Below are 15,563 nucleotides of genomic sequence, written 5' to 3' on the forward strand. Positions count from 1 at the left end.
GCGGCCGGCTGCGTCGTCATGCGCACGCGCGCGTGGCGCGCGCGCGGTCACTTCCGGTCGACGATCACCTGGTCGAACGTGCCGCCGTCGGCGAAATGGGTCTTCTGCGCGTTCGCCCAGCTGCCGAAGACCTGCTCGACGCTGAACGTCTTCAGCGCCTTGAACTCCGCCGCATGCTTCTTCAGCACGGCCGCATCGCGCGGGCGCAGATGGTGCTGCGCGATGATCTCCTGCGCTTCCGGCGTATACAGGTAGTCGAGATACGCCTGCGCGACCTTGCGCGTGCCCTTCTTGTCGACCACCTTGTCGACGACCGCGACGGGCGGCTCCGCGAGGATGCTCGCCGACGGATACACGGCGTCGAACTGCGCGCCCGATGCGCCCGCGTCCATCAGCGCGACCTCGTTCTCGAACGTGACGAGCACGTCGCCGATGCCGCGCTGCGTGAACGTCGTCGTCGCGCCGCGGCCGCCCGAATCGAGCACCGGCACGTTGCGGAAGATCGCCTTCTCGAAGTCGAGCGCCTGCTGGTCGGTCGCGCCCTTCTGCTTCTGGAAGCCCCACGCGGCGAGATACGCATAGCGGCCGTTGCCCGACGTCTTCGGGTTCGCGATGATCACCTGCACGCCCGGCTTCGCGAGATCGGTCCAGTCCTTGATCGCCTTCGGGTTGCCCTTGCGCACGAGGAACACCATCGTCGTCGAGTACGGCGAGCTGTTGTCCGGGAAGCGCGCGCGCCAGTCCTTCGGCAGCAGCTGGCCGCGCTCGGCGAGCAGGTCGATGTCGTTCGGCTGGTTCATCGTCACGACGTCGGCCTGCAGCCCCTGCAACACCGACAGCGCCTGCGCGCTCGACGCGCCGTGCGACTGCTTGATCGTGACCGTCTCGCCGGTCTTCTGCTTGTAGGCCGCGGCAAAGCGCGTGTTGATGTCCTTGTACAGCTCGCGCGTCACGTCGTACGACACGTTCAGGATCGACGTGTCCGCGTGCGCGGCCGTCGCCGCCACGACCAGCGCCGCCGCCGCGCCCGTGTGCAGCCAGCGGCCGATCCCCTTGATGCTTGCCATCGTGATATGCCCCGTTTCCAGTGGTGGTGAATGTGCGTGACCGCCCGCATACGCGCTGTCGTCGAAACGTAAGCGGGCATTCTAGCGGCCGGCCGCGGCCCGCCTTCCAATCAGTCGTGGAAAGCAAATCTCGAATTCTGCTAAACGACGCCGGGGCTCGCGCACGCCGCCGCGCCGGTGTTAAGATCGCCGCTCAGCCCATTCACGGTTCATCCATGTTCGCTACCCTGCGCTCGCCCTCGATCCTCGCCGCCGTCGCGGCAGGGGCGCGCGCGGCCGGGCTGAAACTGAAAAAACGACTCCTCGACTGACGGGGACGTCGCGTCCCGTCAGGCGAATGCCGGACGGGATGCCCGCAGGTCGTTTCTTTCTCCTTGCACGCACGCCTCGCTCCGGCACTTCGCCGGCGGAACGGTTCCTTCCCACTCCGTTTCCACCATGAGGCTTTGCATGAACACACGTTTCGAAGGTATCTGGCTGCCGATCATCACGCCGTTCCACCACGGCGAGGTCGACCACGCGGCGCTCGCGCGGCTCGCGCGCCACTATGCGGCCGCGGGCATCGCGGGTTTCGTCGCGGGCGCGACGACCGGCGAAGGCGTGCTGCTCGACGCGCGCGAACAGGACGCGGTGTTCGCGACGCTGCGCGACGCCGTGCCCGCGCTGCCGATCGTCGTGGGGCTGACCGCGAGCGCGACGCACTTCGCGGCCGCCCGCGCACGCGAACTCGCGGCGCTGCGCCCCGACGGGCTGCTCGTCACGCCGCCCGTCTACGTGCGGCCGACGCAGGACGGCATCCGCCGCCATGTCGAAGCGATCGTCGACGCGGCCGACCTGCCGGTGCTCGTCTACAACATCCCGTACCGCACCGGCGTGAACGTCGAACTGGACACGCTGCAGGCGCTCGCCCGCGACTCGCGCGTTGCCGGCATCAAGGAATGCGGCGGCACGCTCGACCGGATGAGCCGGCTGGTGCACGACACGCCGCTCGCGATCCTGTCCGGCGACGACAACCAGAACTTCGCGGCGATGTGCGCGGGCGCGCACGGCGCGATCGCGAGCAGCGCGCACGTGCTGCCCGAATGGCACGTGCGGATTCACGCGTGGCTGCGCGACGGGCGGCTCGCCGACGCGCGGCGCCTGTCGGTTGCGCTGCAGCCGCTCGTCGCGGCGCTGTTCGCGGAACCGAACCCCGCGCCGGTGAAGGCCGTGCTCGCCGCGCAAGGATGGTGCGAGGACGGGTTGCGGCTGCCGTTCGTGCCGGCGAGCGACGGGTTGCGGGCGCGGTTGGACAAGCTCTGTGCGGAGCTCGAAGCGTCCGCGTCGTTGCTCCAATAGGCCGAACGTCCAGCCGCTCGATTACTGGCTTGCCGCCACCTGCGGGATCACGCCGCAAGCGCCCCTTCCGTCGCCCCCCGCACCGCCTGCGTCACGATCCGCGCGAGCCGGTCGACCGTCGGCGTCGCCGACGACGTGCGCCGCAGCAGGATCAGCGGCAAGCTCGGCAGCGCCGGCAGCCCGCACGACGCGGCGTCGAGCACGCGCACCGACGCGGGCAACCCGTAATGCGAGCGCACCGTCAGCCCGAGGCCGGCCGCCGCGGCCGCCCATAGTCCGGCCAGGCTCGGCGTCGTGAACGCAACGCGCCACGGCACGCCGGCCCGGTCCAGCGCATCGGTCGCCGCACCGAAGAACCGGCACGGCCGGTCGAACACGACGAGCGGCAACGGGTCGTCCCTCCCACGCACGGCACGACCGCCGGTTTCGCCGACACCCTCCCCGCCCGCGTCTCCGCCAGCATCCGGCACCCCGACGCCCCCGCCCGCCACCGCGCCGATCCATTGCATCGGCACGTGCGCGACCGCTTCGCCGTCGATCCCCGCCCGCGACACGAGCGCCGCCGACGCCGGGTCGCCCCACACGAGCGCCAGATCGAGCTGGTTCGCATCGAGCCGGTCGAGCAGATCGGCGTTGCGCGCCACGCGCGCCTCGATCTTCACCTTCGGATGCGCGCGCGCGAACCGCCCGAGCACGTCCGGCAGGATCGCCTCGCCGAAATCCTCCTGCAGCCCGACCCGTACCCAGCCGTCGAGCTTCACGCCACGCACGGCCGCGGCCGCCTCGTCGTTCAGCTCGATCATCCGCCGCGCGTAGCGCAGCATCGCGTCGCCGGCGTCGGTCAGCGCGAGCCCGCGCCCGGCTTTCACGAACAGCGGGGTGCCGGCCTGCTCCTCGAGCTTGCGGATTTGCGCGCTCACCGCCGACGACGAGCGCGCGACGCGGTCGGCCGCCTTCGCGAAACTGCCGAGATCCACGCCCGCGACGAGGCTGCGCAGCGCCGCGACGTCGAAGTTGGGCCGCGCCAGCGCGGCATCGGCGCCCGCCAGCGGCTCGCCGCCGTCGCGGGGCATGGCTTGTCCGGACATCTCAACCATCCTGATTTATCGAACGATTCATCAAAAACTTTCCGATTTTCAGGATGAATGTAGGCCGGCAGACTGAGGCCGTCAACTTCGAATCGGGCTTGCCGTCATGGATACCTCGTGCATCGCTTCCCCCTCTTCGCCTGCCCGCGCCGCCCGCGGGCAGACCCATCGCTGGCGCGTGCTGGCGGCCGGCGTCGCCGCGAACATGAGCTTTTCGGCCGCCGCGGCCGGCATTCCGACCACGGCCGTGTGGATGCGCTCGGCCTATCACCTCGACAACGGCGCGCTCGGCCTCGTGCTCGGCGCGCTCGGCTTCGGCGTCGCGCTGTCCGAGCTGCCGTGGGGGATCGCCGCCGACCGCTTCGGCGACCGCCGCGTGCTGCTGACCGGGCTCATCGCGACGGCCGCGATGCTCGCGCTGATGATGTGCACGATCGCCCCGACCGCGCACGCGGTGCCGCCGCTGATGCGCGTCGTCGCGGCCATGGGCTGCGTCGGCCTGCTCGGCGGCAGCGTGAACGGATCGAGCGGACGCGCGGTGATGCGCTGGTTCGGCGAGCGCGAACGCGGACTCGCGATGAGCATCCGTCAGACGGCCGTGCCGCTCGGCGGCGGCCTCGGCGCGGCGCTGCTGCCGTCGCTCGCGTCGCATGCCGGCTTCGCCGCGGTGTTCGGTGCGCTGATGCTGCTGTGCGCGGGATCGGCCGCGCTCACCTGGCGCTGGCTGCACGAGCCACCCGCTGTGCCGGCGGCGGTGCACGTCGCCACGCCGCTCGCCACGCATCTCGCCGCACAACGACCGCAGCCCGCCGGCCACGCGCGCAATCCGCTCGCGAGCGGCCCCGTATGGCGCATCGTGCTCGGCATCGGCTTGCTGTGCACGCCGCAGTTCGCGGTGCTCACGTTCGCGACGGTGTTCCTGCACGATTTCGGCCGGCTCGGCCTCGCCGGCATCAGCGCGGCGATGGTCGCGCTGCAGCTCGGCGCGATGGCGGTGCGCGTCTGGAGCGGCCGCCATACCGACCGGCACGGCAACCGGCGCGCGTACCTGCGCGGTTCCGTGTTCGTCGCCGCCGGATCGTTCGCGCTGCTCGCCGCGGCAACGGCCGGCAGCCCGCATGTACCGCTCGCCGCGATCGTCGCGATTCTCGTGTTCGCCGGCATCTGCGTGTCCGCATGGCACGGCGTCGCGTACACGGAACTCGCGACGCTCGCGGGCGCGAACCACGCCGGCACCGCGCTCGGGATGGCCAACACGGTCGTCTACCTCGGGCTGTTCGCGACGCCGCTCGCGATTCCGCCGCTGCTCGCCGCGAGTTCGTGGAGCGTGGTGTGGCTCGCCGCGGCGTTGATCGCCGCCGCGACCTATCCGCTGTTCGCGCGCTGACGGGCGCGCCCGGCGGCCGACGGCGTCGAGTGGCGGCCGCCGTCGCGCGGCGCGGTCAGAACTTGTACACGGCGGACAGCATCGCCGAACGGCCGTCGCCGAGCTCGACCGCCGACGACCGCGATTCGCTGCCCGACACCTGCCGCACGCGTTCGACGTACGCGCGATCGAACAGATTGTCGACGTTCAGCTGAATGCGCAGCCGGCGGCTCACGTCGTAGCTCGCCATCAGGTTGTGCACCCAGTACGCGCCGAGCTTGCCGTCGCCCTGCGACGTCACGTTGCGTCGGCCGACGAAGTGCGAACCGTAGCCGAGCGTCCAGCCCGCCGGCAACCGATAGGTCGTCCACACGTTGAACGCGTGCCGCGGCGTGTTGCCGAGCGCCTGCCCGTCGCGCCGCGGCGACGACGGCGAACTGAGCGTCACGCTCGCCAGATACGTGTAGTTCGCGAACACGTCCCAGCGCGGCGTCACCTTGCCAGCGGCGCCGAGCTCCACGCCGCGCACGCGTTGCCGGCCCGCGAGCGCATAGCTGCCGTCGGCCATGCGTTCGCGCGCGTTCTTCTTTTCGGTCTGGAACAGCGCGCCGTTCAGCGCGATGCCCGCGAGTCCTTCCCATTTCGCACCGAGTTCGACGCTCTCGTTTTTCTCGGGCGCGAGCGCGCCGGTCGCCGCGCTCACGCCGGAGCCGGTGGTCACGAGGAATTCGGCCGACGGGTTGAACGACGTGCCGTACGCGAAATACGCGCGAGCGTTGTCGGTCGGCTTGAACACGAGCCCCGCGCGCGTGCTCAGATGTCGATCGGCGGTGTCCGCGCGCTCGGTCGGCTTGCCGGCCGCGGTCCCTTCCGACCACCCGTCGATCCAGTCGTGCCGCAGCCCGACGTCGATGTCCCAGTAGCGGCCGACCGAGATCGTGTCGAACGCGTACAGCGCCTTCACGACCAGCGCGGTGTCGTTGCGCGCGCTGTCCTGGCGCTGCGCCGGGCCGAGCCACACGCCGGGCGGCGCGGCGAGCGCGAAGCCGTCGGCCGGGTAGAAGCGGTTGAGCCCGTACGAATAGGTCGTGCGACCGTACGTCTCGCGCGAGATCTCGAAACCCGTCACCAGCGTATGCCCGATGCCGAACGTCGAGAACGCGCCGGTGACGTTCGTCTGGCTCGCCCACATCGCGGTCGACGCATCGCGACCATAGCCCTGGGGCCCGGCCGGCTTGTAGCGCCCCGGCGGCAGGCCCTGCAGGTTCACGTGCGACGCCGAAATCACCGTGTCGCGATTCAGGTGCGCATAGCGGCTCAGGTTCTGCACCTTCAGGCCGGACGACACGTCGTGTTCGGCCTTCACGGTGAACGTATCCGACGTGATGCGCTCGCGGTCGAGATTGCGCCAGCCGAAATAGCGGTCGCGCGGCACGCCGGCCAGCACCTGGCCGTTGTGCGCCGGCAGCCCGTAGTCGGGCAGGTTGTTGTCGTACTGGTGGAAATAGCCGAGCGTGACGCGCGTCGGCGTGCCGAGACCGAACGCGAGCGACGGCGCGATGCCCCAGCGCCGCTTGCGGACGTCGTCGCGGCCGGGCACGTCGTTGACGTGCGCCATCGCATTCAGGCGGAACGCCGCGCGGCCGTCGGAGCCGGGCAGCGGCCGGTTCGCATCGAGCGTCACGCGGCGGTAGTCCGATGTGCCGAGCATCGTGCCGGCCTCGGTGAACGCACCCGCCTTCGGTGTCTTGCTGACCAGGTTCACCGAGCCCCCCGTCGTGCCGGCGCCGCCGAACACCGAGTTCGGCCCCTTGATCACCTCGACCGCCTCGACGTTGAACAGGTCGCTGCGATTGTTCTGCGCGCTGTCGCGCAGCCCGTCGAGCTGCAGGTTCGCGTTCGCGCCGAAACCGCGGATATTGAACAGGTCGCCCGACCCGCCGCCGCCCTCGCCGGCGTTGAACGTGATGCCCGCGACGTTCGACAGCGCCTCGCGCAAGCTCAGCGCCTGCTGTTCGTCGAGCACCGCGCGCGGCACGACGGTGATCGTCTGCGGCACGTCGAGCAGCGGCGTCGCATATTTGGCGGAACCCGACCGGTCGACGCGCGACCCGGCGTCGCGCGCGCCGTGCACGACGATCGGGTCCAGGTGCGGCGCGTGGCGCGGCTCGCCTTCCTCCGCGCCTGCCGGCGCGGCCGCACAGGTCATCATCGCGAACGCGACGGATGCGGTCGCGCGCCGCGGCGGCGTCGCGCTCGACTGGATGCAACGGCTCATGTTCACTCCACTCCATTGATGATAATGATTCTCATTCAATAGAATTGAGTGCGACATGGCAATTGGACACGTCCGAACTTGGCGGTCCGAACGAACCGCCGAACGAAACGGCCGGGCTCGGCCCACGTGCGGCCGTCGGCGAGCGCGACTTCGATCGATGCGCTTCACCGACGCGAACGCGTTGATCGACGCGGCGCTGCAAGGCCGCGGCGTCGCCCTCGCGCGCCGCTCGCTGATCGAGCCCGAACTCGCGGACGGCACGCTCGTGCGCGTATCGACGGTGCGCATCGCCGACGTGTACGCGCACTACGTCGTGTGGCGCCCCGACCATCCTCACGAAGCGGCGATCCGCGCGTGGCTCGACTGGCTGCGCAGCGAAGTGCGGCGCAGGACGCCGCGGCGCTGACGCCCACGCCGGCGCCGACGCCGACGCTCACGCGCGCATCGGCATCGCCACCTTGTCGAGCGTGATCGGCAGATCGCGCACCCGCACGCCGGTCGCGTGATAGACCGCATTGGCGATCGCGGCCGGCACGCCGGTGATGCCGATTTCGCCGATGCCGCGAATGCCGAGCGGATTGAAATGCGTGTCGCTTTCGTCGACGAAACTCACGTCGAGCTCGCCGATGTCCGCGTTCACGGGCACGTGATATTCGGCGAGATTCGCGTTCGTGAAGCGGCCGTGCCGCACGTCGAGATGCGAGCCCTCCTCGAGCGCGGTGCCGAGCCCCCACACCATCCCGCCGATCAACTGGCTGCGTGCCGTTTTCGCGTTGAGCAAACGGCCGACGCTGTAGACGCCGACGATGCGCGGTACGCGAATCGTGCCGAGCTCGGCGTCGACGTGCACTTCGGCGAACACCGCGCCGAACGAATGGGACGCATAGCGCGACTTCTCGTCGCCCGGCTTCGTCGTCGCCTGCGCGTCGATCGGCTGGCCGCCCGCGCGCGCGATCACCGCCGCGGCCGGATCGCGCCGCGACGGCTCGCCGCGCTGCACGACCCAGCCGTCGTCGACCGTCACGTCGTCGGCCGCGGCGCCGTGCAGCGGCGAACCCGGATCGGCGATCGCCAGCGCGATCAGCTTCGCCCGCGCCTGCAGCGCGGCCTCGCGCACGGCGGGCGCCACGCTCGCCGCGGATTGCGAGCCGCCCGATACCGGCGCGCGCGGCAGGCTCGAATCGCCGAGCACAAAGCGCACGTTCTGCGGCGCGAAACCGAGCGCATCGGCCGCGACCTGCGTCATCACCGTGTAGGTGCCGGTGCCGATGTCCTGCGTGCCCGACGCGACTTCGGCCGTGCCGTCCGGCAGGATACGCGCCCGCGCCGACGCCTCGCTGCGATTCGCCGGATACGTGGCGGCCGCCATCCCGAGGCCGATCAGCGTGTCGCCGTCGCGCATCGTGCGCGGCGCGCCGGTGCGCCGCGACCAGCCGAAGCGCCGCGCGCCGACCTCGTAGCATTCGCGCAGCTTGTTGCTCGACCACGGCTTGCCGTCCTGCGGGTCGACCTCGGCGTAATTCGCGAGCCGCAGCGCGACCGGGTCCATCCCGAGTTGCCACGCGAGCTCGTCCATCGCCGATTCGAGCGCGAACGAGCCCGACGCCTCGCCGGGCGCGCGCATGAACGTCGGCGTGCCGACGTTCAGCGACACGATCCGGTGCGTGGTCGCGTGGTTCGGCACCGCGTACATGATCCGCGACGGCATCCCGCACATCTCCATCCAGTCCTCGAACGTCGACGTGGTGGCGATCGTGTCGTGGCGCATCGCCGTCAACGTGCCGTCCCGGCGGGCGGCCAGCACGATGCGCTGCTCGGTGAACGGCCGGCCGCCGACCGGGCCGAACATCTGCGGCCGCGTCAGCGCGAGACGAACCGGGCGCCCGACCTGCTTCGCGGCCATCGCGCACAACGACACGTGCGACCACGACGAGCCCTTGCAGCCGAAGCCGCCGCCGAGGAACGGCGAAATCACGCGCACGTGTTCCGGTGCGATGCCGAACACGGCGGCCACCGCCGTGCTCGCGCCCGACACGCCCTGCGTCGCATCGTGCAGCGTGAGCGTCGGGCCGTCCCAGCGCGCCATCGTCGCGTGCGGCTCGATCGGGTTGTGGTGCTGCATCGGCGTCGTATAGGTCGCGTCGATGCGCACCGCGCCTTCGCGCAGGCCCGCATCGACGTCGCCGCGCCGCGTATCCATCGGGCGGCCCTGCTGCTTCGGCGGCACGCGCGCGCCGCGCTTCGCCTGCGCGAAATCCGCGACGGCATCGGCCGCGCGATAGCGCACCTGCACGGCCTGCGCGGCGTCGGTCGCCTGCTCGAGCGTGTCGGCGACGACGACCGCGACGGGTTCGTTGCTGTAGCGCACCGTGTCGTCCTGCAGCAACGTAAGCCGGCGCCCGGCCGGCGGCGACAGCGGCGGCCGGCCGCCGTCGGGCAGCCGCATCGCGTTCTCGTGCGTGATCACGATCAGCACGCCCGGCATCGCGCGGGCGCGCGCCGCATCGATCGACTCGATGCGCCCGGACGCGATCGTGCTCGTCACGAGCACCGCGTGCGCGAGCCGCGCATCGGAGAATTCGGCCGCGTAGTGCGCGCCGCCCGTCACCTTCAGTACCCCGTCGACACGGTCGAGCGGTTGTCCCGTCATCGTGTTCATGCGGCCCCTCCTGTCGTGGCGGCTGCCGTTCCGACCGCTCGGACGATCGCCCGCTGCGCGAGCGCGACCTTGAAGCCATTACCGTCGAGCGGCCGCGCATCGCGCAACGCCAGCGCGGCCGCCTCGCGCAGCGTCGCGTCGGTCGGCGTGCGGCCAACGAGATGCGCTTCCGCCTCCATCGCCCGCAACGGCTTGTGCGCGACGCCGCCGAGCGCGATGCGCGCGTCGGCGATGCGCGGACCGTCCATCCGCAACGCGGCCGCGACCGACACCAGCGCGAACGCGTAGCTCGCGCGATCGCGCACCTTCAGATAGTGCGCATGTTCGGCGAAGCGCGGCGGCGGCAGGTCCACCGCGGTGATCAGCTCGCCCGGTTCGAGCGTCGTGTCGAGATCGGGACGATCGCCGGGCAAGCGGTGAAACGACGCGATCGGAATCTGGCGTGCGCCGCGCGGGCCGCTCACCTGCACGACGGCGTCGAGCGCGGCGAGCGCGACGCTCATGTCCGACGGGTTCACCGCCACGCACTGCGGGCTGGCGCCGAGGATCGCGTGCATCCGGTTGTGGCCGCCGATCGCCGCGCAGCCGCTGCCCGGCGCGCGCTTGTTGCATTGCGCGAACGCGGGATCGTAGAAATACGGGCAACGCGTGCGCTGCATCAGGTTGCCGCCGACGGTCGCCATGTTGCGCAATTGCGCGGACGCGCCGGCGAGCAGCGCCTGCGACAGCAGCGGATAGTCGGCGCGCAGGCGCGGATGATCGGCCGCCTCGCTGTTGCGCACGAGCGCGCCGATGCGCACGCCGCCGCCGGGCAGCGCGTCGACCGTATCGAGGCCCGCGATGCGCGTGATGTCGATGAGCGCGACGGGCCGCGCGACGCCGCCCTTCATCAGGTCCAGCAGGTTCGTGCCGCCGCCGATGAAGGCCGCGCCGGGCCGCTGCGCCGCGCGCACGGCGCCGGCGACGTCGGTCGCGCGTTCGTAGGAGATCGCTTCCATTGCCGTGGCCTCCGCGCCTAGCCGTGAGCCGCATGCGCGGCGCGCACGGCGGCGACGATGTTCGGGTACGCGCCGCAGCGGCACAGGTTGCCGCTCATGCGCTCGCGGATCTCGTCGTCCGACAGCTGCACGGGACGGCGCCGCACGTCGTCGGTGGCGGCGCTCCCGGCCCCCGCCGCGAACTCGTCGAGCAGCGCGGTGGCCGAGCAGAGCTGGCCGGACGTGCAGTAGCCGCACTGGAACGCATCGCATTCGACGAACGCGCGCTGCACCGGGCTCAGTTCGCCGCCGCGCGTCAGCCCTTCGACGGTCGTGATCCGCGCGCCTTCGTGCATCACCGCGAGCGTCAGGCATGCGTTGATGCGCCGGCCGTCGACGAGCACCGTGCATGCACCGCACTGCCCGCGATCGCAGCCTTTCTTCGTGCCCGTGAGCCCCGCGTATTCGCGCAGTGCGTCGAGCAGCGTGACGCGCGGTTCGAGTTGCAGCGTGTATGCGCGCCCGTTGATGTCGAGGTGCACGGGTTGCGCCGGCACCGCGTCGCGGTGGGACGCGGCCGGCGTGAATGCCGCGTGCGGCGGCTGCGGATGAACGTGCGATGCGGCGCTGACGGTCGCGGCCGCCGCCGCGGATTGCAGGAAACGGCGCCGCGCGGCGCTGGACGGCGTATCGGGCGGCAACGGCGGCGGCGCCGCTGAACGGCCCGGCCCGAGCGGCGACGGGGCCGCATCGCGCGCCGGTTCGGCAGACGGGGAATCGGATCGATCGCTGGACATGACTTCTGCTCGCTCCGTGGTTGATGGACGCGGATGTGCGCCGCGTGCCCGGATGGCAGCGCGGTCGGCACGCGCATCGGCAAAGAGCAATTCGGGTGCCGCGAAACGGCGGGAGCCGCGTACGGGGGCAGGGCCGGCCACCGTGAGCGGCGCGCACCGGGCGGCAGACGGGGCGAGCCGGCGGTGATAGCGCCGTCATGACGCCACGCTGGCGCGCGGCTGGCCGTTCGCTGACGAAGCGGCAATAACGCCCGGTTTTCGGGCGTGGCCGGGCGCGCATCGGTCACAAGTTGCCGGTCGCATTGGCCATGCCGCGCAGGGCGGCCGCGTCGGCCGTGGCCGGGTCCCGACGTGGCGCGCCGTGTAAATGCGCGCAGCATCGGCCTCTGCTGGAAAATTCCGCCATGGGTGCGGCAGGATCGCCGGGACAGCAGCCGATCACGCTGACGAAATCATTTCGCGATCACTCGGCGATCACGCCGGAATCGCAAACGATTCACCGAAACGTCGCATCGCGGCGGCATACTCGAAAACGTTTCCCGATCAGCCTGTCAGGAGAGAAGTCATGCGTCGCGTTTCCGTCGCCGTCGTTCTGTGTGCCGCCGTGTTCGTCGCCGCGTGCAGCGACGACGCGCCGCACGACGCCAACGCGACCGACGCCGCCCAGCAGGCCGGCGCGTCGAGCGGCGTCGCCAGCGCGTTCAACAGCGACGCGACCGCGAACGCCGCCGCATCCGATGCCGCGCCGCTCGCGCCGCCCGTCGTGCACTACCCGCCCGATGACGACGACGACGCGAAGCCCTCCGCGAACGCAGCCGCGTCAAGCGCCGCCGCGTCGCCGCCGGCCTGATCCCGCCGCCACGTGACAGGAGTCGCCCCTGTTCAGGCAGCGCAGTGGACGCGCGCGTCGAGCCGCTGCTGACATGACGTAATGGTAGGCGACGACGCGAACGGCACGGTATCGCGCCGCTTCGCGAGCCACGTCGAGCATGGCCGGCCGAGGGATTCGCACCCGGCCGCCGTCAGGCAGGGCCGCCTGCGCGTTGCACGCGCGACGGCCCGCCATGCCGCGACCGCCACCGCGCGGCACGCGCCGCGCAACCCGCCCGTCAGACCGCGAGCGCGCGCTCGACGAACGCGGCGTCGAAGCCGTCGTCCGCGTCGCGAAAACGCAGCGGCGCCGCGCAATGCACCAGCGTGTCGATGAAGTATTTCGCGCGCGGCCACGGCCCAAAGCCGGCCGCCGTATTGATGTGCCCGGCATCGCCGAGGTTCACGAACGCGCTGCCCAGGCGCTGCGCGAGCGTGCGCGCATCGGCGAGCGGCATCCACGGATCGGTCTCGCTGCCGATCACGATCGACGGCACCGCGAGCCGGCGCGCGTCGAACGGCCCGGCAAACGTGAATTTCTTCGGGCTGGCCGGCGCGACGAACAGCACGCCCGCGACATCGCCCGCGTGCGGCGACTGCGCGAGCGCATGCGCGGCCGCGAGGCAGCCGAAGCTGTGCGCGGCGAGCACGAACGGGCCGCGCTCGCGATCGAGCAGCGCGCGCACCGCTTGCGCCCAGCCCGCGAGATCGGGTGCGTCCCAGTCGTGCTGCTCGACCCGCAACGCGCGCGGGAACTGCCGCTCGAGCCAGGTTTGCCAGTGAGCGCCTTCGCTGCCGTGCAGGCCCGGAACGGTGACGAGCCGCGGCGGCCACGCCGATTTGCTGCATGCGCGCATGATTGCCCTCGCTTGCTTGAAGACGAGGTTCGATTGTGGCGTCGGGCACGCGGCGGCCGAACCAATATTTTGTGCTTTGCTTTTGCGCGGCGCCGCGACCGGAGGCGGCCGCGCCACCGCGCGACGGCGGCCCGCGCCGGCCGCATGGCCGGCACCGACGGCGCAATGTGCCGCGAAACCGTAGAATGTGGGCTTCCCGTCAGCTTCACACGGAACCGGTCCCCGCGCCAACGCGCCGGGCCGGTCGTCAGGAGTCGCCCGATGTCCGCTACGTCCGCCGGCGCGCCGCGCCCGGCTTCGCTCGCCGTTCCCGTGACGCGCCTCGCCGGCGCGCGCGCCGTCACGCAATGAAGATCCTGTTCCATTCACCGCATCAGGAAGCCGTCGCCTGGCGCGACGAGATCGCGCGTGCGTTGCCCGAAGCCGAACTGCGCGCATGGCAGCCGGGCGATACGGCCGCCGCCGACTACGCGCTCGTGTGGCGCGCGCCGCGCGAGTTCTTCGCGCCGCGCGACGGCCTGCGCGCGATCTTCAACCTCGGCGCGGGCGTCGATGCGCTACTCGCGCTCGAGCGCGCGCATCCGGGCACGCTGCCCGCGCACGTGCCGCTCGTGCGGCTCGAGGATTCGGGCATGGCGCGGCAGATGGTCGAATACGTGACGCACGCGGTGCTGCGCTACCTGCGCCGCTTCGACGAATACGACCTGCAACAGCGCGAACGCCGCTGGCAGCCGCTCGAACCGCATGCGCGCGCGGGCTTCACCGTCGCGGTCCTCGGCCTCGGCGTGCTCGGCGCCGAAGTCGCCCGCGCGCTCGCCGCGCTCGGCCTGCCGGTGCGCGGCTACAGCCGCAGTGCGAAGCAGCTCGACGGCATCGCGACCTTCGCCGGTGACGGCGCGTTCCACGCGTGCATCGACGGCGCGAAAGTGCTCGTCAACCTGCTGCCGAGCACGCGCGACACCGACGGCATTCTGTCGGTACGCGCGTTCGCGCGGCTCGCGCGCGGCGCGTACGTCGTCAACGTCGCGCGCGGCGCGCATCTCGTCGAGGCCGATCTGCTCGACGCACTCGCGAGCGGCCAGATCGCCGCGGCCACGCTCGACGTGTTCCAGCACGAACCGCTGCCGGACGACCATCCGTTCTGGCGCGCGCCGCGCATCACGATCACGCCGCACAGCTCGGCCGAGACGCTGCGCGCGGAAGCCGTCGAGCAGATCGCCGGCAAGATCCGCGCGTTCGAGCGCGGCGCGCCCGTCAGCGGCATCGTCGACTACGCGCGCGGCTACTGAATTCCGCCCGAGATAAAACTGGAGACAACCATGACGTTCCCCACCGCCGTCAAGATCGTCGAAGTCGGCCCGCGCGACGGCCTGCAGAACGAAAAGACCTTCGTGCCCACCGACGTGAAGATCGCGCTCGTCGACAAGCTGTCGCGCGCCGGCTTCCGCAACGTCGAGGCCGCGTCGTTCGTGTCGCCGAAATGGGTGCCGCAGATGGCCGACGGCGCCGACGTGATGGCCGGCATCGAGCGCCGCGCGGGCACCGTGTACTCGGTGCTCACGCCGAACCTGAAGGGCTTCGAGAATGCGGTGGCCGCCCGCGCGGACGAAGTCGTGATCTTCGGCGCGGCGAGCGAAGCGTTCTCGCAGCGGAACATCAACTGCACCATCGCCGAGAGCATCGCGCGCTTCGAGCCCGTCGCGCAGGCCGCGAAGGACGCGGGCCTGCGGCTGCGCGGCAGCGTGTCGTGCGCGCTCGGCTGCCCGTATCAAGGCGAGGTGCCGGTCGCGTCGGTCGTCGACGTCGTCGAGCGGTTCGCCGCGCTCGGCTGCGACGAGATCGACATCGCCGACACGATCGGCGTCGGCACGCCGAAGCGCACGCGCGAGGTGCTCGCGGCGGTCACGCGCGTGTTCCCGCGCGAGCGCCTGTCGGGCCACTTCCACGACACCTACGGCCAGGCGCTCGCGAACATCTACGCGGCGCTGTTCGAAGGAATCGAGATCTTCCACGCGTCGGTCGCGGGCCTCGGCGGCTGCCCGTACGCGAAGGGCGCGACCGGCAACGTCGCGACCGAGGACGTGCTGTACCTGATGCAGGGCCTCGGCATCGAGACCGGCATCGATCTCGCGCAGGTCGTCGCCGCCGGCGACTTCATCTCGAACGCGATCGGCCGCGCGAACGTGTCGCGCGCCGGTCGCGCACTGCTTGCCAAGGCGCAAAGCGCGGCCGACGCCGCGAACTGCGTCTGATCACGCCATTCCAC

The 15,563-nt window shown here is 71.3% G+C and carries 13 protein-coding genes; 6 read left to right on the forward strand and 7 right to left on the reverse strand.

Going from position 1 to position 15,563, the window contains the following annotated elements:
• Positions 1 to 47: 47 nt before the first annotated feature.
• A complete protein-coding gene (locus tag QZM72_RS30835) occupies positions 48 to 1,067 on the reverse strand; it encodes a sulfate ABC transporter substrate-binding protein (protein ID WP_301739948.1) in 1,020 nt (339 codons plus the stop codon).
• Positions 1,068 to 1,517: 450 nt separating this feature from the next.
• On the opposite strand from QZM72_RS30835, the gene dapA reads away from it, so the two are divergent.
• On the forward strand, positions 1,518 to 2,405 hold the full coding sequence (gene dapA, locus QZM72_RS30840) for a 4-hydroxy-tetrahydrodipicolinate synthase (RefSeq protein WP_089468608.1): 888 nt from the start codon (positions 1,518 to 1,520) through the stop codon (positions 2,403 to 2,405).
• Between the two features lie 47 nt (positions 2,406 to 2,452).
• Here the strand turns inward: dapA and QZM72_RS30845 are convergent, their stop codons facing one another.
• Positions 2,453 to 3,493: a LysR substrate-binding domain-containing protein gene (locus QZM72_RS30845; protein WP_301739949.1), complete on the reverse strand. Its 1,041-nt coding sequence runs from the start codon at positions 3,491 to 3,493 to the stop codon at positions 2,453 to 2,455.
• 106 nt (positions 3,494 to 3,599) lie between these two features.
• Between QZM72_RS30845 and QZM72_RS30850 the strand changes: the two genes are divergently transcribed.
• Complete coding sequence (locus tag QZM72_RS30850; RefSeq protein ID WP_301739950.1) at positions 3,600 to 4,880, forward strand: MFS transporter; 1,281 nt, start codon at positions 3,600 to 3,602, stop codon at positions 4,878 to 4,880.
• 55 nt (positions 4,881 to 4,935) lie between these two features.
• Here QZM72_RS30850 and QZM72_RS30855 read toward each other — a convergent pair whose 3' ends face one another.
• The gene (locus QZM72_RS30855) at positions 4,936 to 7,137 is read right to left on the reverse strand and encodes a TonB-dependent siderophore receptor (RefSeq protein WP_301739951.1); all 2,202 of its coding nucleotides are present in this window, start codon (positions 7,135 to 7,137) and stop codon (positions 4,936 to 4,938) included.
• Between the two features lie 55 nt (positions 7,138 to 7,192).
• On the opposite strand from QZM72_RS30855, the gene QZM72_RS30860 reads away from it, so the two are divergent.
• Positions 7,193 to 7,543, forward strand: a complete 351-nt coding sequence (locus QZM72_RS30860; RefSeq protein WP_301739952.1) for a LysR substrate-binding domain-containing protein — start codon at positions 7,193 to 7,195, stop codon at positions 7,541 to 7,543.
• 27 nt (positions 7,544 to 7,570) lie between these two features.
• Here the strand turns inward: QZM72_RS30860 and QZM72_RS30865 are convergent, their stop codons facing one another.
• From QZM72_RS30865 to QZM72_RS30875, 3 genes are read right to left on the reverse strand one after another with little or no spacing between them, the layout of a single operon-like run.
• On the reverse strand, positions 7,571 to 9,796 hold the full coding sequence (locus QZM72_RS30865) for a xanthine dehydrogenase family protein molybdopterin-binding subunit (protein ID WP_301739953.1): 2,226 nt from the start codon (positions 9,794 to 9,796) through the stop codon (positions 7,571 to 7,573).
• Entirely contained in the window at positions 9,793 to 10,794 is a 1,002-nt protein-coding gene (locus tag QZM72_RS30870) for a xanthine dehydrogenase family protein subunit M (RefSeq protein WP_301739954.1), read from the reverse strand. Before QZM72_RS30870 ends, QZM72_RS30865 begins: the two co-directional genes overlap by 4 nt.
• 17 nt (positions 10,795 to 10,811) lie before the next feature.
• Positions 10,812 to 11,570: a (2Fe-2S)-binding protein gene (locus tag QZM72_RS30875; RefSeq protein WP_301739955.1), complete on the reverse strand. Its 759-nt coding sequence runs from the start codon at positions 11,568 to 11,570 to the stop codon at positions 10,812 to 10,814.
• Positions 11,571 to 12,135: 565 nt separating this feature from the next.
• On the opposite strand from QZM72_RS30875, the gene QZM72_RS30880 reads away from it, so the two are divergent.
• A complete protein-coding gene (locus QZM72_RS30880; protein WP_301739956.1) occupies positions 12,136 to 12,420 on the forward strand; it encodes a hypothetical protein in 285 nt (94 codons plus the stop codon).
• Between the two features lie 259 nt (positions 12,421 to 12,679).
• Here the strand turns inward: QZM72_RS30880 and QZM72_RS30885 are convergent, their stop codons facing one another.
• Positions 12,680 to 13,297, reverse strand: a complete 618-nt coding sequence (locus tag QZM72_RS30885; protein ID WP_301739957.1) for an alpha/beta hydrolase — start codon at positions 13,295 to 13,297, stop codon at positions 12,680 to 12,682.
• Positions 13,298 to 13,644: 347 nt separating this feature from the next.
• Here QZM72_RS30885 and QZM72_RS30890 point away from each other — a divergent pair, with 347 nt between their 5' ends.
• Together QZM72_RS30890 and QZM72_RS30895 are read left to right on the forward strand one after the other, a co-directional pair.
• On the forward strand, positions 13,645 to 14,586 hold the full coding sequence (locus QZM72_RS30890; protein ID WP_301739958.1) for a glyoxylate/hydroxypyruvate reductase A: 942 nt from the start codon (positions 13,645 to 13,647) through the stop codon (positions 14,584 to 14,586).
• Between the two features lie 30 nt (positions 14,587 to 14,616).
• Positions 14,617 to 15,549: a hydroxymethylglutaryl-CoA lyase gene (locus tag QZM72_RS30895; RefSeq protein WP_301739959.1), complete on the forward strand. Its 933-nt coding sequence runs from the start codon at positions 14,617 to 14,619 to the stop codon at positions 15,547 to 15,549.
• The last annotated feature ends 14 nt before the right edge of the window (positions 15,550 to 15,563 follow it).

Source organism: Burkholderia sp. AU45388 (assembly GCF_030481585.1).
GTDB lineage: Bacteria > Pseudomonadota > Gammaproteobacteria > Burkholderiales > Burkholderiaceae > Burkholderia > Burkholderia sola.